Annotated in this window: 28 protein-coding genes; 18 read left to right on the plus strand and 10 right to left on the minus strand. The window is 66.5% G+C overall.

Annotation, left to right across the window (positions count from 1 at the left end):
• Positions 1-21: 21 nt before the first annotated feature.
• Positions 22-942, minus strand: coding sequence for a Gfo/Idh/MocA family protein (locus AQ619_RS05220; RefSeq protein ID WP_062151299.1), 921 nt, complete (start codon positions 940-942; stop codon positions 22-24).
• Between the two features lie 310 nt (positions 943-1,252).
• Here AQ619_RS05220 and lldD point away from each other — a divergent pair, with 310 nt between their 5' ends.
• Positions 1,253-2,383 carry an FMN-dependent L-lactate dehydrogenase LldD gene (gene lldD / locus AQ619_RS05225; protein ID WP_062151301.1) on the plus strand — a complete coding sequence of 377 codons (1,131 nt, stop codon included), beginning with the start codon at positions 1,253-1,255 and terminating at the stop codon, positions 2,381-2,383.
• Positions 2,384-2,404: 21 nt separating this feature from the next.
• Here the strand turns inward: lldD and bla are convergent, their stop codons facing one another.
• The gene (bla, locus tag AQ619_RS05230) at positions 2,405-3,421 is read right to left on the minus strand and encodes a class A beta-lactamase (RefSeq protein ID WP_062145173.1); all 1,017 of its coding nucleotides are present in this window, start codon (positions 3,419-3,421) and stop codon (positions 2,405-2,407) included.
• A 93-nt stretch (positions 3,422-3,514) separates the two neighbouring features.
• On the opposite strand from bla, the gene AQ619_RS05235 reads away from it, so the two are divergent.
• The 13 genes from AQ619_RS05235 (at position 3,515) to AQ619_RS05290 (ending at position 13,429) form a co-directional block, all read left to right on the plus strand.
• Positions 3,515-4,303: an RNA methyltransferase gene (locus AQ619_RS05235; RefSeq protein ID WP_062145175.1), complete on the plus strand. Its 789-nt coding sequence runs from the start codon at positions 3,515-3,517 to the stop codon at positions 4,301-4,303.
• An 84-nt stretch (positions 4,304-4,387) separates the two neighbouring features.
• A complete protein-coding gene (locus AQ619_RS05240; RefSeq protein WP_062145176.1) occupies positions 4,388-5,665 on the plus strand; it encodes a DUF1254 domain-containing protein in 1,278 nt (425 codons plus the stop codon).
• A 3-nt stretch (positions 5,666-5,668) separates the two neighbouring features.
• Entirely contained in the window at positions 5,669-6,913 is a 1,245-nt protein-coding gene (locus tag AQ619_RS05245) for a DUF1254 domain-containing protein (RefSeq protein ID WP_062145177.1), read from the plus strand.
• Between the two features lie 3 nt (positions 6,914-6,916).
• Positions 6,917-8,026: an S-(hydroxymethyl)glutathione dehydrogenase/class III alcohol dehydrogenase gene (locus tag AQ619_RS05250; RefSeq protein WP_062145178.1), complete on the plus strand. Its 1,110-nt coding sequence runs from the start codon at positions 6,917-6,919 to the stop codon at positions 8,024-8,026.
• Positions 8,026-8,502, plus strand: coding sequence for a hypothetical protein (locus AQ619_RS05255; protein ID WP_062145179.1), 477 nt, complete (start codon positions 8,026-8,028; stop codon positions 8,500-8,502). Before AQ619_RS05250 ends, AQ619_RS05255 begins: the two co-directional genes overlap by 1 nt.
• Positions 8,503-8,509: 7 nt before the next feature.
• Positions 8,510-9,343, plus strand: a complete 834-nt coding sequence (gene fghA / locus AQ619_RS05260) for an S-formylglutathione hydrolase (protein WP_062145180.1) — start codon at positions 8,510-8,512, stop codon at positions 9,341-9,343.
• Positions 9,344-9,395: 52 nt separating this feature from the next.
• Positions 9,396-9,575, plus strand: coding sequence for a hypothetical protein (locus AQ619_RS05265; protein WP_062145182.1), 180 nt, complete (start codon positions 9,396-9,398; stop codon positions 9,573-9,575).
• Positions 9,563-9,829 (plus strand): type II toxin-antitoxin system RelE/ParE family toxin, encoded by a 267-nt coding sequence (locus AQ619_RS18675; protein ID WP_084745767.1) that lies wholly within the window; start codon positions 9,563-9,565, stop codon positions 9,827-9,829. Before AQ619_RS05265 ends, AQ619_RS18675 begins: the two co-directional genes overlap by 13 nt.
• Before the next feature lie 76 nt (positions 9,830-9,905).
• The gene (locus tag AQ619_RS05270) at positions 9,906-10,280 is read left to right on the plus strand and encodes a hypothetical protein (protein WP_062145184.1); all 375 of its coding nucleotides are present in this window, start codon (positions 9,906-9,908) and stop codon (positions 10,278-10,280) included.
• A gap of 179 nt (positions 10,281-10,459) precedes the next feature.
• Positions 10,460-11,077, plus strand: coding sequence for a 30S ribosomal protein S4 (gene rpsD / locus AQ619_RS05275; RefSeq protein ID WP_062145186.1), 618 nt, complete (start codon positions 10,460-10,462; stop codon positions 11,075-11,077).
• A 512-nt stretch (positions 11,078-11,589) separates the two neighbouring features.
• A complete protein-coding gene (locus tag AQ619_RS05280) occupies positions 11,590-11,931 on the plus strand; it encodes a TFIIB-type zinc ribbon-containing protein (RefSeq protein WP_062145188.1) in 342 nt (113 codons plus the stop codon).
• Positions 11,932-11,941: 10 nt separating this feature from the next.
• Positions 11,942-12,871 (plus strand): zinc metalloprotease HtpX, encoded by a 930-nt coding sequence (gene htpX / locus AQ619_RS05285; RefSeq protein ID WP_062145190.1) that lies wholly within the window; start codon positions 11,942-11,944, stop codon positions 12,869-12,871.
• 201 nt (positions 12,872-13,072) lie between these two features.
• Positions 13,073-13,429: a hypothetical protein gene (locus AQ619_RS05290; protein WP_062145192.1), complete on the plus strand. Its 357-nt coding sequence runs from the start codon at positions 13,073-13,075 to the stop codon at positions 13,427-13,429.
• A 12-nt stretch (positions 13,430-13,441) separates the two neighbouring features.
• Here the strand turns inward: AQ619_RS05290 and AQ619_RS05295 are convergent, their stop codons facing one another.
• From AQ619_RS05295 to AQ619_RS05310, 4 genes are all read right to left on the minus strand, one after another.
• The gene (locus tag AQ619_RS05295; protein WP_378109301.1) at positions 13,442-13,822 is read right to left on the minus strand and encodes an acyl-CoA thioesterase; all 381 of its coding nucleotides are present in this window, start codon (positions 13,820-13,822) and stop codon (positions 13,442-13,444) included.
• Between the two features lie 35 nt (positions 13,823-13,857).
• On the minus strand, positions 13,858-14,199 hold the full coding sequence (gene grxD / locus AQ619_RS05300) for a Grx4 family monothiol glutaredoxin (protein WP_062145196.1): 342 nt from the start codon (positions 14,197-14,199) through the stop codon (positions 13,858-13,860).
• Positions 14,200-14,263: 64 nt separating this feature from the next.
• Complete coding sequence (locus tag AQ619_RS05305; RefSeq protein ID WP_062145198.1) at positions 14,264-15,157, minus strand: aldo-keto reductase family protein; 894 nt, start codon at positions 15,155-15,157, stop codon at positions 14,264-14,266.
• A gap of 2 nt (positions 15,158-15,159) precedes the next feature.
• Positions 15,160-15,408: a BolA family protein gene (locus tag AQ619_RS05310; RefSeq protein WP_062145200.1), complete on the minus strand. Its 249-nt coding sequence runs from the start codon at positions 15,406-15,408 to the stop codon at positions 15,160-15,162.
• 149 nt (positions 15,409-15,557) lie between these two features.
• Between AQ619_RS05310 and AQ619_RS05315 the strand changes: the two genes are divergently transcribed.
• From AQ619_RS05315 to AQ619_RS05325, 3 genes are all read left to right on the plus strand, one after another.
• Positions 15,558-16,493: a M20/M25/M40 family metallo-hydrolase gene (locus AQ619_RS05315; RefSeq protein WP_062145202.1), complete on the plus strand. Its 936-nt coding sequence runs from the start codon at positions 15,558-15,560 to the stop codon at positions 16,491-16,493.
• A gap of 116 nt (positions 16,494-16,609) precedes the next feature.
• Positions 16,610-18,448 carry a PAS domain-containing hybrid sensor histidine kinase/response regulator gene (locus AQ619_RS05320; RefSeq protein ID WP_236849537.1) on the plus strand — a complete coding sequence of 613 codons (1,839 nt, stop codon included), beginning with the start codon at positions 16,610-16,612 and terminating at the stop codon, positions 18,446-18,448.
• A 116-nt stretch (positions 18,449-18,564) separates the two neighbouring features.
• Positions 18,565-19,143, plus strand: a complete 579-nt coding sequence (locus AQ619_RS05325) for a fasciclin domain-containing protein (RefSeq protein WP_174515172.1) — start codon at positions 18,565-18,567, stop codon at positions 19,141-19,143.
• A gap of 24 nt (positions 19,144-19,167) precedes the next feature.
• Here AQ619_RS05325 and AQ619_RS05330 read toward each other — a convergent pair whose 3' ends face one another.
• The 3 genes from AQ619_RS05330 to AQ619_RS05340 all read right to left on the minus strand — a co-directional run bounded on the left by AQ619_RS05330 (position 19,168) and on the right by AQ619_RS05340 (position 22,592).
• Positions 19,168-19,971, minus strand: coding sequence for a DUF3313 family protein (locus AQ619_RS05330; RefSeq protein ID WP_062145207.1), 804 nt, complete (start codon positions 19,969-19,971; stop codon positions 19,168-19,170).
• A gap of 44 nt (positions 19,972-20,015) precedes the next feature.
• Positions 20,016-22,226, minus strand: a complete 2,211-nt coding sequence (purL, locus tag AQ619_RS05335) for a phosphoribosylformylglycinamidine synthase subunit PurL (RefSeq protein ID WP_062145209.1) — start codon at positions 22,224-22,226, stop codon at positions 20,016-20,018.
• Between the two features lie 63 nt (positions 22,227-22,289).
• Positions 22,290-22,592, minus strand: coding sequence for a hypothetical protein (locus AQ619_RS05340; protein WP_062145211.1), 303 nt, complete (start codon positions 22,590-22,592; stop codon positions 22,290-22,292).
• Between the two features lie 251 nt (positions 22,593-22,843).
• Here AQ619_RS05340 and AQ619_RS05345 point away from each other — a divergent pair, with 251 nt between their 5' ends.
• Entirely contained in the window at positions 22,844-23,458 is a 615-nt protein-coding gene (locus AQ619_RS05345; RefSeq protein WP_062145213.1) for a peptidylprolyl isomerase, read from the plus strand.
• A gap of 358 nt (positions 23,459-23,816) precedes the next feature.
• Here AQ619_RS05345 and AQ619_RS05350 read toward each other — a convergent pair whose 3' ends face one another.
• The gene (locus tag AQ619_RS05350) at positions 23,817-25,754 is read right to left on the minus strand and encodes a CocE/NonD family hydrolase (RefSeq protein ID WP_062145215.1); all 1,938 of its coding nucleotides are present in this window, start codon (positions 25,752-25,754) and stop codon (positions 23,817-23,819) included.
• Between the last annotated feature and the right edge of the window lie 46 nt (positions 25,755-25,800).

Consider the following 25,800-nt stretch of genomic DNA (forward strand, 5'->3'; position numbering starts at 1 on the left):
GAGGGGGCAAGTCGCGCCGACCTACTCGATAAAGGCCGCGACCCGCTCTCGCGTCCCGATCAGGAGGGCATCCGCCACCAGGGCGAGCGGGCGGCTATCGGCTTCTGAGCGTCCCGACCGGATCAGCTGGGTGAACCGCGCATAGAGCGCCGGATACTCGGCGGCTGTCGCCTGCACCACGGGCTTGCCGTCGATCTCGACAACAGCGCCGCCATGCGAGAGGCGCAGGGTTCCGTCATCGGCGACGACCGTGATGTCCCAGGTCTGGGGGCCAGTCTGCAGGAAGTCGAAGTCGGCGGTGATCGTCACCCCGTCGAGAGTGCTCAGGGCCAGCTGGGCTGCGGACGGCGACTGGACATTCTCCGGGATCTGCAGATGCGCCCCGGTGACGAAGACCGCTTGGGGCATGATCTCGGTCAGGATCGACAGGGCATTGATGCCGGGATCGAAGACGCCAAGCCCCCCGGCCTCCCAGATCCAGCCCTGTCCGGGATGCCAGTGGCGCACATCCTCGCGCCACTGGATGTCGACGCTGCGGATGCTGCGACCGGTAAGCCAGGCCCTGGCCGCCGGAACGCCGGCTGCGAAGCGGGAATGCCAGGCGGCGAACAGGGTGACGCCCTGTTTGGCTGCCAGGGCGGAAAGGTCGCCGACCTCACCGACGGTCGCGCCGGGCGGCTTCTCGAGCAGAACGTGCTTGCCGGCCCGCAAGGCGATCCGCGCGGTCTCGCGCCGGGCCTGGGGCGGCGTGCAGAGGGCGATGGCGTCGAGATCCGGGCCCTGTTCCAGCATGGCCTCCAGCGAGCCGAAGGCCGGAACGCCGACATCCGCCGGGCCGTGGCTGGCCACGGCCACCAGCTCAAGGGCCGTATCAGCGGCTATGGCGGGAATGTGCTGGTCCCGGGCAATCTTGCCCACCCCGACGATACCGATCCTGATGATCCCCACGCCGACGCGCTCCTGACCCTTTGGCCAATGCCATATCGCACAGCTGAAAACCGCCAAGGGGTTTCGCGGCGACAGGTATTGATCCGGCCATGAGGGAAGGGGAGCCGGCCGGGAAAAGGAACGCATCCCCGGCCAGCAGGTATCGACGGTGGGGACCTATCGATATGACAGGTGTGCGGTGCGTCGGCCGTGGGGGCAATGGCATGGATAAAATGTCGCAGGGGCGGGGCGCTCGGCCCTGACGCCCCTCCGGGGCGATCCCTTGGTCTCGCCTTGCGGGCCGGTTTGGACCATGTTCGGCACCATGATCATCTCGTCGACGACGGATTTCCGCGAGGCGGCGCGCCGCCGGTTGCCCCGCTTCCTGTTCGACTATGTCGACGGCGGAGCCAATGCCGAGACGACCCTGGCCCACAATGTCACCGACCTGGCCGATGTCAGCCTGCGGCAGAGAGTGCTGCGGGATGTCTCGGCGGTGGATCCCTCGACCCACTTGTTCGGGGCCCGGCAGAGCCTGCCGGTGGCCCTGGCCCCGGTCGGTCTGATGGGCCTGTATGCCCGTCGCGGCGAGGTGCAGGCGGCGCGCGCCGCGGCCGGCAAGGGGGTTCCGTTCTGTCTGTCGACGGTCTCGGTCTGTGATGTCGACGAAGTCGCCCGGGCGTCCAGCGCGCCGATCTGGTTTCAGCTCTATGTCCTGCGTGATCGAGGCTTCATGCGCGATCTGTTGGCGCGGGCCAGCGCGGCGGGTGCCACGGCCCTGGTCTTCACGGTCGACATGCCCGTACCTGGGAGCCGCTACCGTGACGCCCATTCAGGGATGAGCGGACCCCATGCCGCTGTTCGGCGCCTTCTGCAGGCCGCGGGAAAGCCCGGCTGGGCCTGGGATGTCGGGGTGAGGGGGCGACCCCATAGCCTGGGCAATGTCGCCCCGGTGCTGGGCCGAGGCTCCGGCCTGGAAGATTTCATGGGTTGGCTAGGGGCCAATTTCGACCCTTCGATCACCTGGAAGGATCTGGACTGGATCCGCGAGGTCTGGAAGGGGCCGCTGATCATCAAGGGGGTGCTGGATCCGGAAGACGCCCGCGCCGCCGCTGATATCGGGGCAGATGGCGTTGTGGTCTCCAACCATGGCGGCCGGCAACTGGACGGTGTCCTGTCCTCGGCCCGGGCCCTGCCGGCCATAGCCGAGGCCGTGGGTGACCGATTGACCGTTCTGGCGGATGGTGGGGTGCGTTCGGGTCTGGACGTGGTGCGGATGCTGGCCCTGGGAGCCAGGGGCGTCCTTCTGGGTCGGGCCTATGCCTATGCCCTGGCCGCCGGCGGCGAGGCCGGAGTGACCAGGCTGCTGGACCTGATCGACAAGGAGATGCGCGTGGCCATGGCCCTGACCGGCGCACGCACCATCGCCGACCTTGACCGGTCCATCCTGGCCTGAAGCCAGGGCAGCCCCCGAAACTCAGGCCCCGGCCGCCTTCAGGACCGTACGCCCCACCTCGGCAATTGCGGCGTCGCGGGCGTCTTCCGGGGCCGTCGAGCCGCTCAGGAACACCGCCACGGCAAACTGGCGGCCGTCCTTGAGGCGGTAGAGGCCGATATCGTTGCTGGCCGGGGTCAGGCCCAGGTCGGTGCGGGCACCGCCGGTCTTGTGGGCCAGGCTGGCCCCCTCCGGCAGGGCGGCTTTCAGCCGGCCCTGACCGGTTCTCGTCGCGGTCATGATGGCCAGTAACCGCTCGGTCGAGGCCCGGGAGATCAGGTGCCCGGCCTGCAGCGCCGCCAGGAAGCGCACCGCCGCCAGGGGCGTGGCCGTGTCACGCGGATCGGTCAGATAGTCGGCCATGGCCCGGCGACGGGTGGCCTCCGGGACGGCCAGCATCACCGGCTTGAAGGCCTGGCCCCGCCAGGCGGCGCGGAACGAGGCCATGCCGGCAATATCGGGCTGGAGTTGTCGCTCATAGCGATCGATCCGGAAGTCGGGAATGGCCTTCTGGGTCAGCCAGGCGGTCAGGGCGCCCGGTCCGCCGATCCGGTTCAGCAGCACGTCGGCGGCGGTGTTGTCGCTGGCCCCGCTGGCCGCTTCCAGCAGCTCGGCGACGCTGTAGTCTGTGCGTCCGGGCCAGGACTCGGCGATCGGGCTGAAGGGGGGCGACAGGTCGATGTCCCGGATCGTGATCACCTCGTCCAGGCGGATCTCGCCCCGATCGACCCCCGACAGGACCGCCGCGCCCAGCGGCGCCTTGAACACGCTCTGCAGGGGAAACCGCCGGTCGCCGTTGAAGGTCACGGTCTGGCCGGTCTGGATGTCGCAGACGGCCACACCCAGCTGGCCGGGAGCCGCGCGATCGGCCACGGCCTGCAGGCTTTGGGTCAGGGCCTTGGCATCGAACACGGGCTCGAGCTGGCCCAGCATCGGGGCTTTCTCGGTACAGCCCGAGGTCACGGCAGCGGCAGACAGCAGAAAGGCGCGGCGATGCATGGACGTGTTTCCCACGGCCGAACGCGGCCGTAAACGCGGGTCCCGCAGGGAGGGGACTTGCATCGGAACGCCCGGCGACGGCAAAGGGACGTCATGAGCCCGTCTTCCGTTCCGCCCTGCGTGATCCTCAACGAACCCCAACTGGCCGAGAACATCGGCGCGGTCGCCCGGGTCATGGCCAATTTCGGCCTGTCCGACCTGCGTCTGGTGCGGCCGCGCGACGGCTGGCCCCAGGAGCGGGCCTGGCCCTCAGCCTCCGGCGCCGACTGGCCGCTGGACAATGCCAAGGTGTTCGACACCCTGGAAGCGGCGATCGCCGATCTGAAACTGGTCTTCGCCACCACAGCCCGGCCGCGCGAGACGCGCCTGCCGGTCCTGACCCCGCGCGAAGCCGCAGCCCAGCTCTCGGCGGATGTGGCGCTTGGCCGGGCGGTCGGGCTGCTGTTCGGTGGCGAACGGGCCGGGCTGGAGACCGATGACATCGCCCTGTGCCAGGGCATTGTCAGCATCCCGATCGACGCGCGCTTCCGCTCCCTGAACCTGGCCCAGGCCGTGTCGATCACGGCCTATGAGTGGAAGATGACGGTCGATGACCGGCCCTGGGTGAAGTTCGAGCAGAATGTCGAGGACCCGGCTGACCAGTCCAGCCTGCTCGGCCTCTATGGCCAGCTGGAAGACGAGCTGGAAAAGGCCGGTTTCTATCATCCGCCGGAGAAGAAGCCGTCGATGGTCCGCAACCTGCGGGCGCCCCTGGCCCGCGCCCGGCTGACCGAGCAGGAGGTGCGCACCTTCCGCGGCGTGGTCACCGCCCTGTCGCGCGGGCGCGGCCGGGTTCTGGCCAAGCTGGCGGCCAAGGGCGTGAAGGATGAGCCGGAAACCTAGGCCCGCTTTCCGGCTGACAAAACTCCGAGACAGAGAGAACCCGGCCGCGCTAACCTGATTTCAAACAGATGTTGGGGGGGCGATATGAACCGTCGGGAACTGCTGGCCGTGGCCGCGGCTCTTGGGCTGGTGCCGGGTCTCGCGCGCGCCCAGGGCGCGGATGCGGCGACCCTGGCGCGCGATGCCTGGCTGTTTGCCCTGCCGTGGATCGAGATGGCCACGACCCGGGCCCGGGTGTTCAAGCGCGGGGCGCGTCCCAACCGGATCTATCACCGTCGCAAGCTTTCCGATCACACCGATCGCAGCGTCACGACGCCCAATAATGACACCCTCTATTCCCTGGCCTGGATCGACCTGACCCAGGGGCCGGTGACCCTGACGATCCCGGCCAGCGGCCAGCGCTATGTCTCGGCCGCGATCCTCAACATGTTCACCGACAATGACGTGGTGCTGGGCACGCGGGTCAATGGCGGGGCAGGGGGCGACTTCACGGTGGTGGGGCCCAGCCAGACGGCGACGGGCGACAGGGTCGTCAGGGTTCTGACCCCCCATGCCTGGATCCTGATCCGCACCCTGGTCGACGGTCCAGATGACCTGGCGGCGGCTCGAAAGGTCCAGAGCGGCTTCAAGGTCAGCGGTCCGAAGGCGGAGCGGCCCCCGGCCTATCTTGAGCGCGATGCCGACCCCGCAGCCTATTTCGCGACGGCCCGGGCCTTGCTGGCTGCCGATCCGCCGCGCCCCGAAGACGCGGCCTTCATCCAGCGGTCGGCGGGCCTGCTGACCGATGGCCCGTTCGACGCCGCAGCCCTGGCGGCCGGGGTCGCCCAGGCCCGGGCCGTCGCCAAACTGGCCTCGGGACGGGTCGCGTTCGTCAATGGCTGGTCCTATCCCAAGCCCAATCTCGGCTATCACGGCGTCGACTATGGCTATCGCGCCATTGTCGCCCTGCAGGGTCTGGGAGCCCTGCCGGTGGCTGAAGCCATGTACATGAAGGCGGCCGGCGACAATAACAGCGGCCTGTTCAACGGCGACGGCCTCTACCGTCTGACCCTGCCGGCCCAGCTGCCGCTCGACGGTTTCTGGTCGCTGTCGATGTATGAGGCGACGGCGGACGGCCAGTACTTCTTCACGGACAATCCGATCGACCGCTACGCCATCGGCGACCGAACGCCGGGTCTGAAGCGCAATGCCGATGGGACCCTGGACCTCTGGATCAGCCGCAGCGATCCCGGCGGCGAGCGCAGCGTCAACTGGTTGCCGGCGCCCAAGGCCGGGCCGTTCTCGATGACCCTGCGCACCTATCTGCCACGGGCCGACCTGCTGGAAGGCCGGTTCCGCTTCGACCCGATCGTAAAGGTCTAGACGATGAGCGATCTGCGCGCCGCCGCCTGCGAGGCCTTTCTCTATACCCTTCCGCTGATCGAGATTGCCGCCGTCAGGGCCCGGGGGCTGGCGGTCGGGTCGCCGATGAATGCCTTCGCCTCGATGCGTAACCTGGCCGACCACCGGTCCCGGGCCGTGACGACGCCCAATAACGATACCCTTTACGCCACGGCCCAACTGGACCTGTCGGAAGGTCCCCTGACCCTGACCGTGCCGGCCTCGGGGGCGCGCTATGTGTCGCTGCAGCTGATGGATGCCTGGTCCAACAGCTTTGCGGTGCTGGGCACGCGGACGACAGGCCCTGATGGCGGGACCTTCACCCTGGTGGGACCTGACGAGGCCGCCCGCGTCGGGCCGGGCGTGATCCGCGCGCCGAGCCGGCATGTCTGGGCCCTGGCCCGCATCCTGGTGACGGGGCCTGAGGATCTGGAGGCCGCGCGCCTTGTACAGGCGGGTTTCACCGCCCAGGGACCGGCCGCGCCGCCGGTCGCCGCCCATGCCCGCCGCAGCGATCCCTGGCCGGCCTATTTCGCCAGTGCCGACCGGCTTATGAGCCAGAACCCGCCGCCCGCCAGCGACCTGGCCCTGTTGCGGCGGATTGCGCCTCTGGGTCTGGGGGACGGTCAGTTCGATCCGGAGGCCTTCACGGCCGAGCAGGGCGAGGCGATTGCGGCAGGGCTGGAAGACGGCCGCCGGGCCGCCCGTTCCGGTGGTGGCCTGTCCGGCGAAGGTTTCATCGAGGGCTGGGCCTATCCGCGCGCCAAGCTCGGTGACTTTGGCCAGGACTATATGCTGCGCGCCGCCGTCGCCCTGGGCGGTCTGGCGGCCCTGCCGCTGGTCGAGGCCACCTATCTGCGGGCCGGCCACAACGGTCAGGGCCTGTTCGACGGCACCCGCAACTGGCGCCTGCACATCCCCGCCGACCGGCCGATCCCGGTCGACTCCTTCTGGTCGCTCAGCCTCTATGAAGCGACGCCGGACAAGCAGTTCTTCTTCACGGAAAACCCGCTGAACCGTTATGCGATCGGCGACCGCACGCCGGGTCTGGTCTGGAATGCCGACGGCTCGCTGGACCTGTGGATCGGCCATGCCGAGCCCGATGCCGAGCGGGTCAGCAACTGGCTGCCGGCCCCGGCCGGACCCTTTGCCCTGTTCATGCGTGCTTACCTGCCGCAGCCACACTTGCTAGACGGTGGCTACCGTCTGCCCCCCGTCGAGGAGATCTGAGTCGTGAAGACCCGCGCCGCCGTAGCCTTCGCCGCCAAGCAACCGCTCGAGATCGTCGAGGTCGACCTGGAAGGTCCCCGCGCCGGCGAGGTGCTGATCGAAATCAAGGCCACGGGCGTCTGCCATACCGACGCCTATACGCTGGACGGCCTGGACAGCGAGGGCCTGTTCCCCTCGATCCTGGGCCACGAAGGCGCGGGCGTGGTCGTCGAGGTCGGCCCCGGCGTCACCAGCCTGGCGGTCGGCGACCACGTGATCCCGCTCTACACGCCCGAATGTCGCCAGTGCAAAAGCTGCCTGAGCGGGAAGACCAATCTCTGCACGGCCATTCGCGCCACCCAGGGCAAGGGCCTGATGCCCGATGGCACCAGCCGCTTCTCCTACAAGGGCCAGACCATCCACCATTATATGGGCTGCTCGACCTTCTCGAACTACACGGTCCTGCCCGAGATCGCAGTGGCCCGCATCCGCAAGGACGCCCCGTTCAAGACCGCCTGCTATTGCGGCTGCGGCGTGACGACGGGCGTCGGGGCTGTGGTCAACACCGCCAAGGTCGAGCCGGGCGCCAATGCCGTGGTGTTCGGCCTGGGCGGCATCGGCCTGAACGTTATCCAGGGCCTGAAGCTGGTCGGCGCCAACATGATCATCGGCGTCGACATCAATCCCGACCGCGAGGCCTGGGGCCGGCAGTTCGGCATGACCCACTTCGTCAATCCCAAGGCCATCGACGGCGACATCGTCGCCCATCTTGTGGCCCTGACCGACGGCGGGGCCGACTACACCTTCGACGCCACCGGCAATACCACGGTCATGCGCCAGGCTCTGGAAGCCTGCCATCGCGGCTGGGGCGAAAGCATCATCATCGGCGTGGCCGAGGCCGGCAAGGAGATCGCCACCCGTCCGTTCCAGCTGGTCACCGGCCGGGTCTGGAAAGGCACCGCCTTCGGCGGCGCGCGCGGCCGCACCGACACGCCCAAGATCGTCGACTGGTACATGGACGGCAAGATCCAGATCGACCCGATGATCACCCACGTCCTGCCGCTGGAGCGGATCAACGAGGCGTTCGACCTGATGCACGCGGGTGAGAGCATCCGGACGGTGGTGACGTTCTGATGCGAAAGCGGTTCGGGGCGTCGCTGATGCTGTTGGCAATGACGGCGTGTCGCGCCCCTGAACCGCTAACCAAGGACGATCCGCCCGTAGCTGAAGCTGCGCCTCTGAAGCCTGGCCTGGTTATGCTCTCCGAGGCGTTTGCGGTCGTTTCCCCGGAAGGGTTCTCGCTCTCGAAACCCGACAAGCAAATGGATTTCGACATCTATGAGGTTCGCAAGGGAGCGACGCCTTACGTGAAGATCTACGTTGGCAACTTTCCGACGTTTCCCACGGAGGGAGAGGAGCGCGCTGCTCCCAGCAAGCCGATCGTCCGGGATAGTGCGCGGATTACTCATCCAAGCGGTCTGACGACCGAAGAATTCCTTTTGCCCACTACGTCCAAGGATTGGCCTCGCGCTATCCACGTCTGGGCGCTGGAAGTGCCGGGCGATCAGGAAGTCGCCAATCGCATCGCCTCGGGCATAACCGCTAGGTAGCAAACACATGACCGTCGAAATCACCGCCACCCACCGCCTGCACGACGGCGCCCTGCGCTACTGCAAGCACGTCAGCGCCAGCACCGGCACGCCGATGAAGTTCACGGTGTGGACGCCGGACGGGGAGGGGCCGTTTCCCTATCTCGTCTGGCTGTCGGGCCTGACCTGCACCGAAGACAACTTCACCACCAAGTCCGGCGTCTATGAGCACGCCGCCCGGTTCGGGATCGCCATCGTCGCGCCCGACACTTCGCCGCGTGGTGAAGGCGTTGCCGACGATCCGGCCTATGACCTGGGGCAGGGGGCGGGCTTCTATGTCGACGCCACGCAAGCGCCCTGGGCGCCGCACTTCCAGATGTATTCCTATGTCACCAAGGACCTGCTGGAGGCCGTCGACGGCGCCTTCCCGCTGGACCCGGCCCGGCGAGGGATCTTCGGTCACTCGATGGGCGGCCACGGGGCCCTGACCCTCGCCCTGCGCAACCCCGACCTTTTCAAGTCGGTCAGCGCCTTTTCGCCCATCGTCTCACCGCTGAACTGCCCGTGGGGCGACAAGGCGATGACCGCCTATCTGGGCGAGGACCGCGCCGCCTGGCGGGCCCACGACGCCTGCGCCCTGATCGAGGACGGAGCAGGGCAAAGCTTCGACGACATCCTGATCGAACAGGGCCTGGCCGACAGTTTCCTCGAGAACCAGCTGAAGCCTGAACTGATCGAGGCTGCCGCTACGAAGGCCGGCCGCAAGATCACGGTGCGACGCCAGGACGGCTACGACCATAGCTACTTCTTCATCACGTCGTTCATCGGCGAGCACCTGGCCTGGCACGCGCAAAGATTGTAGGGTTGCGAGCTACACCCGTTGCCGCAGGCGACAGGTGTGGTAGTCTTTTGCTATGGTTCCTGAGCCCTCCATCTTCGATGAGGTGGACGCCGCCAGCGAAGAGGCTGCGGACGCCGAAGGTCTGGCTGACATCGCCGCAGGCCGGGTGGTACCCCATGCAGAAGTCTCGGCCTGGCTTGAGACTTGGGGCACGCCAGATGAGAAACCCATGCCTGCGTCGTGGCTGAAGTAGTCTGGTCGCGTCGGGCGCTTTCCGACCTATTCGCAATCCGGGCCTATATTGGCCAATTCAGCCCTCTCGCCGCGCAGCGCATGGCTCGCAGGCTTCGGGTGGCCGGGGACAGTCTTGTGAACCACCCTGATCGGGGTCGTCTGGTCACAGCGACCATACGGGAGCTGGTGGTCATTTCGCCCTACATCATCCGCTATCAGATCACGGGCGATCGGGTGAACGTCATCCGTATCCGGCACGCCGCCCAGTTGTGAACATTCGGTAATTCATCCTGGGTTCAGGCGGCGGGCGCTCTTCTCACGGTCAAGTTTGTACCGGAGGGGAACCCCAATGAAATTCGCTTCGCTTGCGGCCGTCATCGCGCTGGCCTTCACCACCTCGGCCTGTGTGATCATCGACGCTGATGATCACCCCGATACCTCGGTCAATATCAGCAAGACCGATCTCGAGCCGATACAGGGCGCGACCATCGACAAGGGCGACCTGGTGATCCGGGTGTCGTCCAACGGCTGTACCAATGCCGCCGATTTTGCCGTCGAGAGCAGCCGCCGCGACGGCACCGCCAGCTTCGCCTTCACCCGCAAGCGGCCGGACCTGTGCCGGGCCCTGATGGCCGAGGGCGTCGACCTGCGCTTCCCGCTGGACGCCTATGGCGTGGAGCGCGGTGCCAAGGTGCGCGTGCGCAATCCGCTCGTGCGGCCGTAGGGCGATTTGGAGGGGCGGCGCGAGTTGACTCCCCGTCGCCCCTCCGTCATAAACCGCGCCTTCCCGCCGCCGGCTCGCCGTGTGGCGCGGGAACATATGACGGACTGATGCGACGCCGCCGTTGAGATCGCGCCTCTACTAATTGAGGCGCCGGCCCGGATCGAACTGAAGAGACTAAGATGTCCAAGCGCCATAGCGCCAAGTACAAGATCGATCGCCGTATGGGCGAAAACCTCTGGGGCCGGCCCAAGTCGCCGGTCAACCAGCGGTCCTACGGCCCCGGCCAGCACGGTCAGCGCCGCAAGCAAAAGGTTTCCGACTTCGGTCTGCAGCTGCGCGCCAAGCAAAAGCTGAAGGGCTACTACGGCAACCTGACCGAGAAGCAATTCTCGCGCACCTACGAGGAAGCCGCCCGCCGCAAGGGCAACACCTCGGAAAACCTCATCTCGCTGCTCGAGTCGCGCCTGGACGCCATTGTCTATCGCGCCAAGTTCGTGCCGACCGTGTTCGCCGCCCGCCAGTTCGTGAACCACGGCCACGTGACCGTGAACGGCAAGCGCGTCAACATCGCGTCGTACCGCTGCAAGGCCGGCGACGTCATCGCCGTCCGTGAGCGTTCGCGCAACATGGCCCTGGTGCTGGAAGCCGTCGCCTCGGCCGAACGCGACTTCGCCGAATATGTCACCGTCGACGTCAAGGGCCTGTCGGCCACCTTCGTCCGCGCTCCGGAACTGTCGGAAGTGCCGTATCCGGTGAAGATGGAACCGAACCTCGTCGTCGAATTCTACGCTTCGTAAGAAGCCCTTCGACCTCGAAGACCTATCGGAAAGGCCCCGGAGCGATCCGGGGCCTTTTTCGTTTGGCACTCTGGCAAATCCCTCTTTGGGATAGGGCTATCGCATAGGGATTAAGCTCCAAAATCTGTCATCCCGGACAAGCTCGGCGAAGCCGGGCGAAGATCCGGGACCGACCTGGAACGCGGCGCTTAGGCGTCGGTCCCGGATCTTCGCGCTGCGCGCTCGTCCGGGATGACAGCCGTGTTTTGTCATATGCGATTGCCCTGCCCTCGGGGGGCTCGGTGCCACTTCCCCCGAAAGGGGAGGATCTTTTTTAAGGTGCCCCCCTTGAACCGGACTTGGGGCTGCATAGATGTCTAAAGCGGGCCGGGCCCCTCTGACGAGTGAATGCAAGCATTCGTGATGTCGGACCGCATCGGGTGTTCTCGATGTCTGGGTCCGGTTGTCCCTCCCCCCCCCCCTCGGTCCGGATCCAGCGTTGAGAACACCCCCCGTTTGGAAAGGGAATGCTCATGCCGCTTCTGATGTGCCCCAACTGCGATAGTTCGATGCAGGCGGTGAACCGGGCCGGCGTCGAGTTTGACATGTGCCCCAAGTGCCGGGGTGTGTGGCTGGATCGCGGCGAACTGGAAAAGCTGATGGCCATGGAGCGCGAGGACGCCGCCAGTGAGGCCGCGCCGCCGCCGCGTCAGGCACCGGCGTATCAGGCTCCGCCGCAACAGCAGCACTATGCGCCGCCCCCGCGCTATGAAGAGCCTCGCCGCTACAAGGATGACGATGACCGTCATCGCTATGGGCAGCATGGCCACTACAAGAAAAAGAAGGGTTTTGATCTCTTCGATATCTTCGACTGACCAGGGACGAATGAACCACTTCAAGACCTATGTGCTGCTGGCCGGCCTGACCGCCCTGTTTATGGCGGCAGGGTTTCTTCTGGGTGGCCCGACGGGTATGCTTATCGCCCTGGTCTTCGCGCTTGGCCTGAATGCGTTCTCCTACTGGAACGCCGACAAGATCGTCCTGAAGACCTATGGCGCGGTCGAGGTGGACGAAACCCATCCCGACCGCCGCATCCGCGACTATGTGGTCGACGTGAAGGCCATGTCCCACAAGGCCGGCCTGCCCCTTCCGCGCATCTGCGTGATGGAGAACAGCCAGCCCAACGCTTTCGCCACAGGGCGCGATCCCGAGCACGCCGCCGTGGCGGCCACCACGGGTCTTCTGGCCCTGCTTGACCGCGATGAGATCGCCGGGGTCATGGCCCATGAGCTGGCCCATGTGAAGAACCGCGACACCCTGACCATGACGGTGACGGCCATCATTGCCGGCGCCATCTCGGCCCTGGCCAATTTCGGTCTGTTCTTCGGCGGTTCGCGCGAAGGTGACCGGCCTGGCGGGATGATCGGGGCCATCGCCATCGCCATTCTGGCGCCCATTGCGGCCATGCTGGTGCAGATGGCCATCAGCCGTTCGCGTGAATATGAGGCCGATCGCGTGGGGGCCCAGATCGGTGGCGACCCTGCCGCCCTGGCGCGCGCCCTGCAGAAGATCGAAGCCTATGCCCGCGGCGGGGCGGTGAACCACGAGGCCGAGCGCAATCCGGCCACGGCCCACATGTTCATCATCAATCCGCTGAACGGCAGCGGGGCCGACAACCTGTTCTCGACCCATCCAGCCACCCCCAACCGCGTTGAGGCCCTTCTGGCCCTGGGCGTGGCGCAGGGTGGGCGGATCCGGCGCGCAGGCACCGCCGTGCCGGTCAGCACGCCGCGCCGGAGAGGGCCCTGGAGCTAGTTCGCCTCCACCGGCAGCACCGGATTGTATTCCCAACCCCAGGGCACCCACCTCGCCCAGGGCTGGCTTCCTGGGGCTTGGTGCGGCCAAGGCGGGGGCCGAGCGCGCCAGAACCGCCGCGAGGCCAAGAATGCCGTTGCGCATCATGTGTCTCTCCCCAAGGATCGCGGCGACAGTCCCCCGGGGTTCGTACCGCCGTCTATGCCGCCCTCCCGTCGCTCTCTGCTGGTTTCAGGCCTGGCTCTGATCGTGGCTGGCTGCGCCACGCGGCCGAGTCTGATCGTGTCCGATGGGGTCTGGCCGGAACTGGAGCCCGTCGGGGTGACGGTCGGACGCGAGGGACTGAGCCTGCGGCTGGCTTCCAGGGGCTGTACGCTGAAGGCGGACATTGTGTTTCGTGTTGATCGGTCAGAGGGCAGGGCCGTGCTGGCCTTCGCCCGGCGAAGACTGGAGACCTGCCGTTTTGGCGACGTGGCGGCGGTCGATCTGCTTTTCAGATACGCAGAGCTGGGCCTGAGACGCGGGGAGCGGATCGCCGTCGCCAATCCCCGCCTTTAGCCGGCCTCCGACCTAGGTCTTTGCCGTAAACCGCTCGACCATCCAGTCCAGCACCCGGGCCGGTCGCCGGGCGGCGATGTCGATCAGCACCCAGTCCGTGCGGCTCTGGGCGCACATCTCACCGTCGGGGCCGTCGATTCGAACATAGCGCTCGAAGCGTGGGCCCTTCAGCTCGCCAGCCCAGGTAAGGCCAGTGGCGATCTCATCCAGTCGCAGCTCGCGGCGATAGTCGATCTCGTGGCGGCGCGCCACCCAGCTCCAGCCGGCCCGTTCCTCGGGCGTGGTCCAGGCTTCCCAGTGGGTTATGGCCAGGTCCTGGGCCCAGGCCAGATAGACCACGTTGTTGACGTGTTCATTGGCGTCGATATCCGCCGCCGTAGGCGTGAACGTCATCGAGAAGGCGTTGGGGGCCGGCTGAAAGACCTTGCTCAAGCGGCGATCAGGCCCTGCTCGGCAAAGAGGGTCTTCAGCTCGCCGGACTGGAACATCTCGCGGACGATGTCGCTGCCGCCGATGAACTCACCCTTCACATAGAGCTGGGGGATGGTCGGCCAGTCGGTGAAGGTCTTGATGCCCTGACGCAGGTCATCGTCCTGCAGCACGTCGACGCCGATGAACTCGACGCCCAGATGGTCGAGGATCTGGACGCTGACCGCCGAAAAGCCGCAACGGGGCTGGTCGGGCACGCCCTTCATGAACAGCACCACGGCGTGGTCGGTCACGGTCTTGGCGATGAAGTCGAGGGCGGGGGAAGCGGCGGCGTCGGTCATGGCGGGCAGATCCTTGCAAGTCCCTTCAGCTAGGCGCCGCAGGGCGGCGGGTCAAGAGCCGGGCTCAGCGCAGGGCCGCTTCGCGGGCCCGTTCCTGGGCGGAGAAGCGGGCCATCTCGATCTGGGCGCAGACCCCGTTGGGCAGATCTCGTTCGACCACGCCGGCCAGACGCTCGATTTCGGCCCGGCTGTCGGCAGTGATGCGCACTGTGGCCAGGGAGGGTTCGGTCAGGGCATAGCCCAGACAGATGTCCTCGGCGCCCCAGCCCGAGGTGTCGGTCAGGAAGTCATAGCCGCCGACATCGGCCAGCGGATCGCTGCGCCGGCGCCAGAGAGAGGGCTTCTGGAACACGGGCTTGGCATTGATCTCGCGCAGGGCCTGGGGCCAGTAGTCCTCGCCGATGACCGCCAGGTCCCTGGTGACGGCGGCACGGACACGATTGCGGTCCGCCCAGCCCGACGACAGGTTGAACGGCGACGCCAGGGCGGTGACGAGGCCCGAATCCAGCAGGCCGGGATGTACGTCTCCGCGGGTGGCGACACCCAGTCCACGGATGGCGCGGCCGTCGCGCAGGGTGCGCAGGGCCGAGATGGCGGCGGGCGACAGGTCAGGACCCAGGGAATCGTTGATCAGCACCTGGTCGAGATAGTCCAGGCCCAGGCCGTCGAAGGCCGAGGCCATCATCTGCTCGACCGCTGCGGCATTGAACTGGCCGGCGTCCTCGCGCACCCGCCAGGCCAGGAACAGCAGGCGCCGTTCGACCGAGGCGAAGGCTTCGGCCGCGCCCTGGAGCAGGGGCGGCGACTCGCCGTCGATCTGAAAACTGTTTATGCCGCTCTCGATGGCCGAGAAGATCAGGTCCCGCCACTCGCCGGCCCGCAGGCGCGACTGGTCCGACAGGCGAAGGGTGATCGCCGAAACCGTCATGCCCGAATTGCCGAACGGACGGTAGCGCATGACTAGCCGGCCGGGTCCGAGGGCGGGGCGGCGGTTTCCAGGGCCAGGGCATGCAGGGTCCCACCCAGCACATCGGCCAGGGCCCGGTTGACCATCTGGTGCTGCTTGACCCGGTTCAGGCCGCGGAAGGCCGGCGAAACGATACGGGCCTTGTAGTGATCGCCGTCACCGGCCAGATCGGTCAGGACGATCTCGGCGTCGGGGAAGGCGGCCTGCAGGCGGCCTTCGAGGTCGGCGGGAGACATGGGCACGGCAGGAAACTCCAGTCCTTGAAGAGGGTGTATCGCCGGTGAACTCTTAAGAACGGGCGTACGCGTGGAAGATGGGGCGTCTTTTGACGACAACCATGGTTAAGTCGATTTAACTCCCCCTGGTAGATGCCTGAGGGCATAGGGACGCCATGATTCATTTTCCTGCTTTCCGTATCGCCGGTCTCGCCCTGGCCATTACCTTGGCTGCCGCCGGTTCGGTCAGCGCTGCCAAGCCCGGCGACAAGGCTCTGGAGGACGTTCGCATCCTGTCGGACGACGCCATGCAGGGGCGGGCACCGGGTACGCCGGGATCGGCCCTGGCGCGGGCCCATATCCTCAAGCGCTTCGGCGAGATCGGCCTGTCGCCGGTCGGTGACGGTTTCGAGCACCCGTTCAGCTTCGACAAGCGCGATGGCACCCGGGTGGAGGCCATCAATCTGCTGGCCCGGATTCCAGGGTCCACGCCGGGCGGCAAGGTCCTGGTCGTCTCGGCCCATTACGACCATCTGGGCGTGCGCGGCGGCGAGGTGTTCAACGGTGCCGACGACAACGCCTCGGGCGTGGCGGGTCTGCTGGCGGTGGCCGAGGCCTTCAAGGTCCAGCCTCCCAAACACGATGTGATTCTGGCCGTGCTCGACGCCGAAGAGGGGGGGCTGCGCGGGGCCCGGACCTTTGTCGACAATCCGCCCGTGCCGCTGTCGACGATCGGCCTGAACATCAATTTCGACATGCTGAGCAAGAACAAGAAGAACGAGCTCTATGCCAGTGGCGCTTCGGCCTATCCGGCCCTGAAGCCCATTCTGGACGCCGTGGCGGCGACTTCGCCGGTTCGCCTGATGCAGGGTCACGATACCGACGCCGATGGCCCTCAGAACAACTGGACCAGCCAGTCGGACCATTACGTCTTTGCCGCCAAGGGCGTCCCCTGGGTGTATTTCGGGGTCGAGGACCACCCGGAATACCACCGCAGCACCGACGACTTCGCGACAATCCCGCAGGACTTCTTCCGGCGCTCGGTGGCCACGGTGGTCGCAGCCAGCCTTGCCCTGGAGCGCGACCTGGATCGCCTGCAGTCCGGCCACTGAGCCCTCGCTGGGCGCGGCCGATTGCCGCCCCAGTTGGCATGGGGGCTCATCTGATCTTAAGTTGAGGTCTGCACGCTCGAGTTCGAAGAGGATTCGCCGCAATCGAACGGTCAATGATGCGCGACACGATCATCAGGACCAGCTGGATAGTGGCGGCCGTTGTCGGTGCAGCCACGGCGCTCGACTATGTCATCAACGTCCTGATTCTGCCTGGCGCAGCCGATTTCTCGCCCGTTTCTACCGTTATCATCTCGTGCCTGATTACGACGCCACTGGCCTTTTACCTGACCCAGCAGCAGCAGGGCCTGATCAGGTTGCGGTCCGACCTCTCGAACAGTCTGGCCGGCAAGCAGCAGGCCATCGAGGAGGCGGAACGCCGGCGGGCCGAAGCCGAAGACGCCCTGGAGCGTTTACGGGAAAGCGATCGCCTCTATCGCCTTTTGTCAGAGAACCTGACCGACAACATCAATCTGTGGTCCAGGACCGGCGAGCGACTCTACATGTCACCGTCGATCGAACGCCTGACCGGCTTTACGGTCGAGGAGTGGCTGACCTTGCCGCCTGAAGCCATGACCAGCCCCGAGGACTATGCCCATGTCCAGGCGCTGGTGCGCACCCTGGTGCCGGGCGGCGAGTCGAAGATCTATGAGTACGAAAGTGCTCGCAAGGACGGCACGCCGATCTGGTTCGAAAGCACCTACAAGCGCGTGGCCGGCGCTGAGCGGGAGCTGCTGGTTACGACGCGCGACGTCACGGAGCGCAAAAAGCTGGAACTGGAGCTGACCCGGGCGTTGGGGCTGGCCCAGTTGGCGGTGGCGGCCAAGTCCGACTTCCTGGCCAACATGACTCACGAACTTCGCACCCCGCTGAACGCCATCATCGGTTTCGCCGGCGTGCTGAAGGGGTCGACCACCCTGTCCGAGCGCGATGCGCGCCATGTGGGCCTGATCCAGGACGCCAGCAATACCCTGCTCAATGTCGTCAATGACGTGCTGGACTTTTCACGGCTCGAAGCCGGCGGGGTCGAGCTGGATCCGCAACCCTTTGACCCCCGCGAGATGGTCGCCTCCTGTGCCGCCCTGATTGAAGGACAGGCCGGGGCCAAGGGCCTGATCCTGGAGGTCGTGGCACCGGACGATGTGCAAGCCATGCAGGCCGATGCACCGCGTCTGACCCAGGTTTTGCTGAACTTCCTGTCCAATGCGGTGAAGTTCACCAATAGCGGCCGGGTCACCGTCGTGGTCGATCAGCGACTGGACGGCGAACAGGGGATGCTGCGCATCGAGGTGCGCGATACCGGTATCGGCATCGCCAGCCACCAGCTGGATGGTGTGTTTGAGCGCTTTTCACAGGCCGATGCGGCGGTGTCGCGTCGGTTCGGCGGCACGGGTCTGGGCCTGGCCATTTCCCGCCGCATCATCGAGCAGATGGGCGGCGATATCGGCGTCTATAGCCGCGAGGGCGAGGGGTCGCGCTTCTGGTTTGAAATCCGGGCTCCGCTCTGTGACCTGGTGCCGGAAGCGCCCAGGGAAGACCCCGCCCCGCCGGATTCGGATCAGTCCCTCCACCTGCTGCTGGTCGAGGACAATGCGGTCAATCGCGAGCTGATCCGCACCATGCTCGAACCCTTCGGCATCACGATCGAAACCGCCAATGACGGTGTTGCGGGCGTCGAGGCCATGCGTCAGGGCAGCTTTGATCTGGTGCTGATGGATGTCCAGATGCCGGGGATGGATGGCCTGACCGCCACGCGCCGGATCCGGGCCATGACCGACATGCCGGGATCACGCACGCCGATTGTCGCCATGACCGCCAATGTCCTGCCCGAACAGGTCGCCAACTGCATCGCGGCCGGCATGGATGATCACCTGGGCAAGCCGATCAATCCGACCAAGCTGCTGGAAACCGTCGCGCGCTGGTCCGGGCGCGAACATGCCGGAGCCATGGCGGTCTAGTCACCGCCTGAGCCGTCATACAGATTTTTCGTCAACGGTCGCATCCGGGCGTTCAGCACGGCCGTAACTCCGCTTGTCCCAGCAACGGACCAGTAAACTTCCCCGGAGACGATCTAATGAAGAAGTCCACACTGCTCGCCTTTGCTGGCGTGCTTTCGATGTCCTGCGCCGGGACTGCTATGGCGGCGATGGATCACCACGGCGCTCATCATGGAAAAACTGTGATGGTCGGTGGTGCGGCCATGTATCCGAGCCGTAATATTATCGAGAATGCCGTCAATTCCAAGGATCACACCACCCTGGTTGCCGCCGTCAAGGCCGCCGGTCTGGTCGAGACGCTGTCCAGCCCCGGCCCGTTCACGGTGTTCGCGCCCACCAATGCCGCCTTTGCCAAATTGCCGGCCGGCACGGTCGAGACCCTGGTCAAGCCTGAGAACAAGGCCACCCTGACCACCATCCTGACCTATCACGTCGTCGCAGGCCGGCTGACCGCAGCCGACATCGCCGCCAAGGCCATGGCGGGCGGCGGCAAGGCCGTTCTGACCACCGTCCAGGGTGAGCCGATCACCATCGCCAAGGGCCATCACGGCTGGACCATCACCGACGCCAAGGGCGGGGTGTCCAATATCACCGTGGCGGACGTGCTGCAGTCCAATGGCGTGATCCACGTCATCGACACCGTGCTGATGCCCTGAGGCCGGCCTTAGCCAGTAACAGCTCTAGTTCTTGGGCGGCGGGGCCTTGGTGGCCGCGCCGTCCCTTGAATCCGGCACGTAAAGATTGGTGATCATCCGGGCGGCCAGGCCCCCGGGCTGGAAGCGGTCGCCATAGGCCTTGCAGGGGTCGGTCTTGGAGTCGATCTTCAGGCGCTTGCGGTCCTTGGGGCTCATCACCGAGGCCGCAGCGTCCGCGAAGGGTTCGGCAAACTGCAGGGCGTCACCCAGGCGCGACAGGGACGGATCATCGGTGCCGACGGCCATGGCGCGGCGGGCCCAGGCCAGGGCGGCGACCTGACGCTTGCCGCCGTCCGTGCGCATTTCCGCCTCGACGCCCAATCCGCCCAGGGTCCCGGGCGCGCGGAGCCCGATCGGGCCGGGAATGAAGAAGGCGGACGCGGCCGAAGCTGCCGAGGCGAACCGGCCCGTCGGCTCGAACCAGGTCACGGCCGCGCGGACCTCGGCATCGGCCTTGTCGGTCGGCACGATCTCATAACGCTTGGACAGTTCAAAACAGAGCTGTGCATCCACCTCGCGCAAAACGGCATCGCGCTCGACCGGGGTGAGGGGAGAGCGCTGATCGGCACCGTCTGACAGGATCGCCGGCGTCAGCGAGATCCGCTGGACGGTCAGAAGGGCGGGTAGGTCCTGAAACTGCCGGACCTTGGCCCGACCGCCCCGTTCCGGTGCCTGCAGGCTGTCATAGCCGCTCAGGAACCCCGAACGCTCCGGTGCGGCCGTGGCACAGGCGGCCAGGGCCAGGGGCAGGCCGATAACGGCCAGTATGGGCGTCAGACGTTTCATCATGAGCTGACTTCTCGCGGGCAATCGTGGCCGGGACGTGGCGCAGCTCAGCTCGCCATGAATCCCGGCAGCCAGGCCTCGTGGGCATCGCGCAGGGTTTGCAGGGGGATCGAGAACAGATCCTTCGAGCCGAAGGCGTCGCCGCCGGCCACGCCCGCCTGGCAGGCATGGATGCGGGCCTCCTTGGCCGCTGCCAGAACCGCCTCGGGGTCCGGGGTGGCAATCAGGTAGCGGGCCTGGTCCTCGCCGAACAGATAGGGGTGGGCATTGGTCTGGCTGGAGGCGTTCAGGGTGATCCCGACCTTGCTGGCCAGGGCCACGTCGGCCGCCGCGATCAGCAGGCCACCGTCCGACAGGTCGTGCAGGCCGGCCACCAGGCCGGTGGGGATCAGGGCGCGGACGAAGTCGCCGTGCTTGCGCTCGGCCGCCAGGTCGACCGGCGGCGGGGCACCGTCTTCGCGGCCCAGGATTTCGCGCAGATAGATCGACGCGCCCAGTTCGCCCTGGGTCTCGCCGATCAGGATCAGGGTGTCACCTTCGGCCACATTGCCGAAGCCCATGCGCAGGTCATAGTCCTCGAGCAGGCCCACGGCACCGACTGTCGGGGTCGGCGGAATGGCGACGCCGTTGGTCTCGTTATAGAGCGACACGTTCCCGGACACGACCGGGAAGTCCAGCGCCCGGCAGGCCTCGGCCATGCCGTCGGTGGCGCGGACGATCTGGCCCATGGTCTCGGGCTTTTCGGGGCTGCCGAAATTGAGGTTGTCGGTGATGGCGATGGGCAGGGAGCCGGCGGCGGTCAGGTTGCGCCAGGCTTCGGCCACGGCCTGCTTGCCGCCTTCATAGGGATCGTTCTGGACATAGCGCGGGGTGACGTCGCTGGTCACCGCGATGGCCTTGCCCTTGCCGTGGATGCGCACGATGCCGGCGTCGCAGCCCGTGGCGCTGTCTTCCAGGGTGTCGGCCATCACGTGGCGGTCATACTGTTCCCACAGCCAGCGCTTGGAGGCCATGTCGGGGCTGCCGACGACCTTGAGCACAGCGGCGGTCCAGTCGCCCGGCGCGGGGATCGTCGCCGGGTCGAGGCGCGGATGCAGGGTCGGCTGCACCCACGGGCGGTCATAGAGCGGGGCGTCGTCGAACAGCGGGGCCAGCGGCACGTCGCAGACGGTTTCGCCGTGATGCTTCAGGACCAGGCGGCCGGTGTCGGTCGTGTAGCCGATGACAGCCGCGTCCAGGCCCCATTTTTCGAAGATGGCGTGGCCTTCGTGCTCGCGGCCGGGCTTGAGCACGGCCAGCATGCGCTCCTGGCTTTCCGAGAGCATCATCTCATAGGCGGTCATGCCGGTTTCGCGCTGGGGCACCATGTCCATGTTCAGCTCGATGCCGACCCCGCCCTTGCCGGCCATCTCGACCGAGGAGGAGGTCAGGCCTGCGGCACCCATGTCCTGGATGGCGGCGACGGCGCCGGTGGCCATTAGTTCCAGGGTGGCCTCGATCAGCAGCTTTTCGGCAAAGGGGTCGCCGACCTGGACGGTGGGGCGCTTTTCCTCGGAGTCTTCCGAGAATTCGGCCGAGGACATGGTCGCGCCGTGGATGCCGTCGCGGCCGGTCTTGGAGCCGAAATAGACCACGGCCAGGCCCGCGCCCGGGGCGGCGGAATAGAAGATCTTGTCGGCCTCGGCGTGACCCACACACATGGCGTTGACCAGGATGTTGCCGTTGTAGCCCTTGTGGAAGTTGGTCTCGCCCGCGACCGTCGGCACGCCCACGCAGTTGCCGTAGCCGGCGATGCCGGCCACGACGCCGTCGACAAGTCGCTTGGTCTTCGGATGGCTGGGGTCACCAAAGCGCAGGGCGTTCAGCAGGGCAATGGGGCGCGCGCCCATGGTGAAGACGTCGCGCATGATGCCGCCGACACCCGTCGCCGCGCCCTGATAGGGTTCGATGTAGGAGGGGTGGTTGTGGCTCTCCATCTTGAAGATGATCGCGTCGCCATCGCCGATGTCGATGACGCCGGCGTTCTCGCCCGGTCCACAGATCACGCGCGGGCCGCTGATCGGGAACTTTTTCAGCTGGTTCTTGGAGGACTTGTACGAGCAGTGCTCGCTCCACATCACCGAGAACACGCCCAGCTCGACCAGATTGGGCTCGCGGCCCAGGCGGTCGAGAACGACGGCATATTCCTCGGCATTGAGGCCGAATTCGCGGGCCATCTCGGCCATGGACTTTGCGGAGGGCGTGGAGGAGGTGCTCATGGGGGCGCGTTCTAGCGCGCTACCACGGATTCCGCCACCGGCGAGGACCGGTTAGTGGCCGGATTATCCGCCTATGCGACCCGACTTGCCGGCGGGGACTTCCTCCATCGCATCCGGCGCACTGACCTTGGCCGGCTTGCCGGACAGATCGTCAAGGGCCGCTGTGGTCTGCTTGTGGGCGATGGCGATCCAGCTGTCCATCCGGGCTCCAGCCCCGGCGAACGACTTCTGCTGGAACGCCAACCCCGCCGTCAAAGCGCCGAGCAGGCACAGCGGAACCACGACCACATTGACCAGCGGATTGCCGGGCTTGCGGCGCTTGCGGGCCCAGACAGGGACGCCGCTGACGGGTTCAGGTGTGCTCATGGTCTCGTCCGCTCGAGGTCGTCGACGGATTTCGGTTTCCGCGCGGAGGCACGGCCCTGAGATCGTCGCTTCTTGTTCGAGACCACTAAGTGACGCGACGCGCGCCACTTTCCACCACTCTCCCTCTCGGAGCGAGCTTGGTCGGCTGTGCAGGTCCAGACAGGCGACTGTCCGGCTTGAAACCCCGGGGCGAAGCGGGCGAACATGGTCATGCCGGGAAAACCCGCCCCGCCGACAGAGGTTCACCCGCCATGCCCGGACCGACAGCAGAAATCGACCGCCGCCGCCTCCTGGTCGCCCTGCTGGTCGCGCCGCTCGGGGCCGCGGCCCCGGGTCCGGTTCAGGTGAGGCTGGCGACTGGACGGGGCGACATCGTCATTGAACTCTATGCCGACAGGGCCCCGATCACCGTCGCCAACTTCCTCGCCTATGCCGACCAGCACCTCCTCGACGGCGGCAGCTTCTATCGCACCGTCGGACCCTGGAACGACAACAACCCGGCAACCATCAGCGTGATCCAGGGCGGGCTGAACCGCGATGACAGCCCGCTGCCGGCCATCGCCCATGAAACCACCCGCCAGACCGGCCTGCGGCATGTGGACGGGGTGATCTCGATGGCTCGTGATGCCCCGGGCACGGCCGGCGCGGAGTTCTTTATCTGTATCGGCGACAATCCGGCCCTCGACTTCGGCGGGGCGCGCAATCCGGATGGCCAGGGGTTCGCAGCCTTTGGCCGGGTCATCGCGGGCATGGACGTGGTGCGGGCCATCCACAAGGCCCCGACCGTCAGTACCGCCGGCGATCCCTATATGAAGGGTCAGGTCATTGCAGATCCCGTGAAAATTCAGAAGCTTGGCCGCAACTAAGGCAGCTCTGCCTGAGGAACGCCACACCCCTGCCGACGTTGTTTCTCCGTGCGCCCCATGCGCGCAGTGCCAAGGAGTGAACGTCGATGGCTGACAACAATCGCAAGCCTGAGCAGCAACAGGCCGATCCGGCCCGCCCGGCCCCCGGCCCCCGGCCCCCGGCCAACAGCAGAAGCAGGCCCAGCCCAAGCCTGAAGAAGCGGGCCATAACCCGGGCGGTCAGGCGGACAAGAGCGACCGCAAGGATCAGACCGGTCAGGTCAAGCCTGACGGTGCCCATCGCACTGACCGCTGAGGGTCAGGCGACCGAGAAATGAGGAAGGGCCGGCGATCTGTCGCCGGCCCTTTGTCATGGGTCTTACTTCTCGACGACCGGCAGCTCGATGAAGCTGGCCGTGTCGCCGGCACGGAACACCCGCTGGGTGGCCTTCACATAGTCGGCCGGCTTGGCCAGCAGGATATTGGGCGTGAAGGTCTGCGGGTTGCGATCATAGAGCGGGAACCAGCTGGACTGCACCTGCACCATGATCCGGTGCCCCGGCAGGAAGGTGTGGTTGGCGGTCGGCAGGATGAACTGGTACTTCAGCGGCGTATTGGGCTTGATCGCCTTGGGATCGCTGAAACTCTCGCGATACCGTCCCCGGAAGATGTCCATGCCGACGGCCAGCTGGTAGCCGCCCAGTTCGGGCTGGCTGGGAACCTCGTCGGGATAGACGTCGATCAGCTTGACCACCCAGTCGCTGTCGGAGCCGCTGGTCGAGGCGATCAGATTGACCTTGGGGACGCCGGCAATGGTCACGGGCTTGTCCAGAGGCTCGGTCGTGTAGGTCAGTACATCGGTGCGGTCCGCAAAGGCGCGCTGGTCGGTAACCAGCCACGTTTTCCAGCGGTCGCCGTCGGCGAAGCGCACCGGGCGCGGTACGTAAGGTACGGGCTTGGCCGGATCGGAGACATATTCGTCAAAGGCCGCCGCGCCCTTGGCCGCTGCCGGGGCGGTGAAGGACAGGCCGCCGCCGGCTGCCAGATACAGCGGCTTTGACGTGCTCTGGCAGTTGCTCTCGCAGGCCAGGGGCCAGGTCTTGAAGCGGTCCCAGTGGTTGGCCCCGGTATTGTAGATCAGCACCGGCGGCGTGTCGGCCTTGGGCGCACCGTCCTTCAGATACTGGTCGAAGAAGGGCTTGAGGGTGTCGCGCCGGAACTGCAGGGCGGTGTCGCCCTCCCACTTGAACGGACCCAGATTGTAGCCGTCATAATTGACCTGGCTGTGCCGCCAGGGGCCCAGCACCAGGAAGCTCTTGTCGTTGGCGACGTCCTTGGGCTCGGTAGCGGCATAGGCGTGGACGCCGCCCCACATGTCTTCCTGGTCCCACAGGCCCTGGATCCACATGACCGGCACCTTGAGCGGCGTCTTGGCCATGGTCTTGTCGAGGGCCTGCTCGCTCCAGAACGGCGTATAGGCCGTGTTTTCGACCAGCTTCTTCCACCAGGGCAGGCCGTCCAGACCGTTCAGCTTTGCGTAGTCGCCGGCCGAGCCCGCGCGGCGGAAGGTCTCGTAGTCGTCATAGCCGGGACGGGTCACGTCATCGGCCGCGCCGCGCGCCGTGGTCTGACTGGCGAAGAAGTCGAAATTGATCTGCCGGAACGCGCCGTGGTGGAACCAGTCGTCGCCCATCCAGCCGTCGATCATCGGGCTCATCGGCGCGGCCACCTTCAGGGCCGGGTGCGGATTGGCCAGGGCCATCACCACCGTGAAGCCCTCATAGGAACTGCCCATCATCCCGACCTTGCCGTTGGTCTCGGGCACGTTCTTCATCAGCCAGTCGATGGTGTCATAGGCGTCGGTCGAGTGATCGACCTCGGAGGAATTCAGCGGCCCCTTCAGCGGCCGGGTCATCACATAGTCGCCTTCCGAACCATACTTGCCGCGCACGTCCTGGAAGACGCGGATATAGCCGCCGTCGGCCACGAACGGCTCGTCGCCCTGGGGCAGGGTCGAGATCATCCGCGGGCTTTCGTTGCGCGTGGCCCGCTTGGCGGCGTTGTAGGGCGTGCGGGTCATGATGATCGGCAGACTCTTGCCGCCCTTGGGGATCACGATGACGGTGTAGAGCTTGGTCCCGTCGCGCATGGGGATCATGACCACGCGCTTGTCGTAGCCATAGCCGACCTTGGCGGCGACATACTTGCCGTCGATGTCCGGCGTAAGGGCCGGGATCTGGGCGGTGGCCTGGGCGGCGAGGGCGATGGTCGCGACGGCGGCCAGAAGCCCCGCGCGCAGGGGGGTGACGAGACTCATGGTGCGCTCCTGAAGAGGCAGGCACCTTAGGAGCGGTTTGGACGGG

The organism is Caulobacter henricii, from assembly GCF_001414055.1.
Classification (GTDB): domain Bacteria; phylum Pseudomonadota; class Alphaproteobacteria; order Caulobacterales; family Caulobacteraceae; genus Caulobacter; species Caulobacter henricii.

Coding starts and splice junctions, on each gene's coding strand:
- lldD (WP_062151301.1), top strand. CDS start 1,253: ATGATCATCTCGTCGACGACGGATTTCCGCGAGGCGGCGCGCCGCCGG.
- bla (WP_062145173.1), bottom strand. CDS start 3,421: ATGCATCGCCGCGCCTTTCTGCTGTCTGCCGCTGCCGTGACCTCGGGC.
- AQ619_RS05235 (WP_062145175.1), top strand. CDS start 3,515: ATGAGCCCGTCTTCCGTTCCGCCCTGCGTGATCCTCAACGAACCCCAA.
- AQ619_RS05240 (WP_062145176.1), top strand. CDS start 4,388: ATGAACCGTCGGGAACTGCTGGCCGTGGCCGCGGCTCTTGGGCTGGTG.
- AQ619_RS05245 (WP_062145177.1), top strand. CDS start 5,669: ATGAGCGATCTGCGCGCCGCCGCCTGCGAGGCCTTTCTCTATACCCTT.
- AQ619_RS05255 (WP_062145179.1), top strand. CDS start 8,026: ATGCGAAAGCGGTTCGGGGCGTCGCTGATGCTGTTGGCAATGACGGCG.
- fghA (WP_062145180.1), top strand. CDS start 8,510: ATGACCGTCGAAATCACCGCCACCCACCGCCTGCACGACGGCGCCCTG.
- AQ619_RS05265 (WP_062145182.1), top strand. CDS start 9,396: ATGGTTCCTGAGCCCTCCATCTTCGATGAGGTGGACGCCGCCAGCGAA.
- AQ619_RS05270 (WP_062145184.1), top strand. CDS start 9,906: ATGAAATTCGCTTCGCTTGCGGCCGTCATCGCGCTGGCCTTCACCACC.
- rpsD (WP_062145186.1), top strand. CDS start 10,460: ATGTCCAAGCGCCATAGCGCCAAGTACAAGATCGATCGCCGTATGGGC.
- AQ619_RS05280 (WP_062145188.1), top strand. CDS start 11,590: ATGCCGCTTCTGATGTGCCCCAACTGCGATAGTTCGATGCAGGCGGTG.
- htpX (WP_062145190.1), top strand. CDS start 11,942: ATGAACCACTTCAAGACCTATGTGCTGCTGGCCGGCCTGACCGCCCTG.
- AQ619_RS05290 (WP_062145192.1), top strand. CDS start 13,073: ATGCCGCCCTCCCGTCGCTCTCTGCTGGTTTCAGGCCTGGCTCTGATC.
- AQ619_RS05295 (WP_378109301.1), bottom strand. CDS start 13,822: ATGACGTTCACGCCTACGGCGGCGGATATCGACGCCAATGAACACGTC.
- grxD (WP_062145196.1), bottom strand. CDS start 14,199: ATGACCGACGCCGCCGCTTCCCCCGCCCTCGACTTCATCGCCAAGACC.
- AQ619_RS05305 (WP_062145198.1), bottom strand. CDS start 15,157: ATGCGCTACCGTCCGTTCGGCAATTCGGGCATGACGGTTTCGGCGATC.
- AQ619_RS05315 (WP_062145202.1), top strand. CDS start 15,558: ATGATTCATTTTCCTGCTTTCCGTATCGCCGGTCTCGCCCTGGCCATT.
- AQ619_RS05320 (WP_236849537.1), top strand. CDS start 16,610: ATGCGCGACACGATCATCAGGACCAGCTGGATAGTGGCGGCCGTTGTC.
- AQ619_RS05325 (WP_174515172.1), top strand. CDS start 18,565: ATGAAGAAGTCCACACTGCTCGCCTTTGCTGGCGTGCTTTCGATGTCC.
- AQ619_RS05330 (WP_062145207.1), bottom strand. CDS start 19,971: ATGATGAAACGTCTGACGCCCATACTGGCCGTTATCGGCCTGCCCCTG.
- purL (WP_062145209.1), bottom strand. CDS start 22,226: ATGAGCACCTCCTCCACGCCCTCCGCAAAGTCCATGGCCGAGATGGCC.
- AQ619_RS05340 (WP_062145211.1), bottom strand. CDS start 22,592: ATGAGCACACCTGAACCCGTCAGCGGCGTCCCTGTCTGGGCCCGCAAG.
- AQ619_RS05345 (WP_062145213.1), top strand. CDS start 22,844: ATGCCCGGACCGACAGCAGAAATCGACCGCCGCCGCCTCCTGGTCGCC.
- AQ619_RS05350 (WP_062145215.1), bottom strand. CDS start 25,754: ATGAGTCTCGTCACCCCCCTGCGCGCGGGGCTTCTGGCCGCCGTCGCG.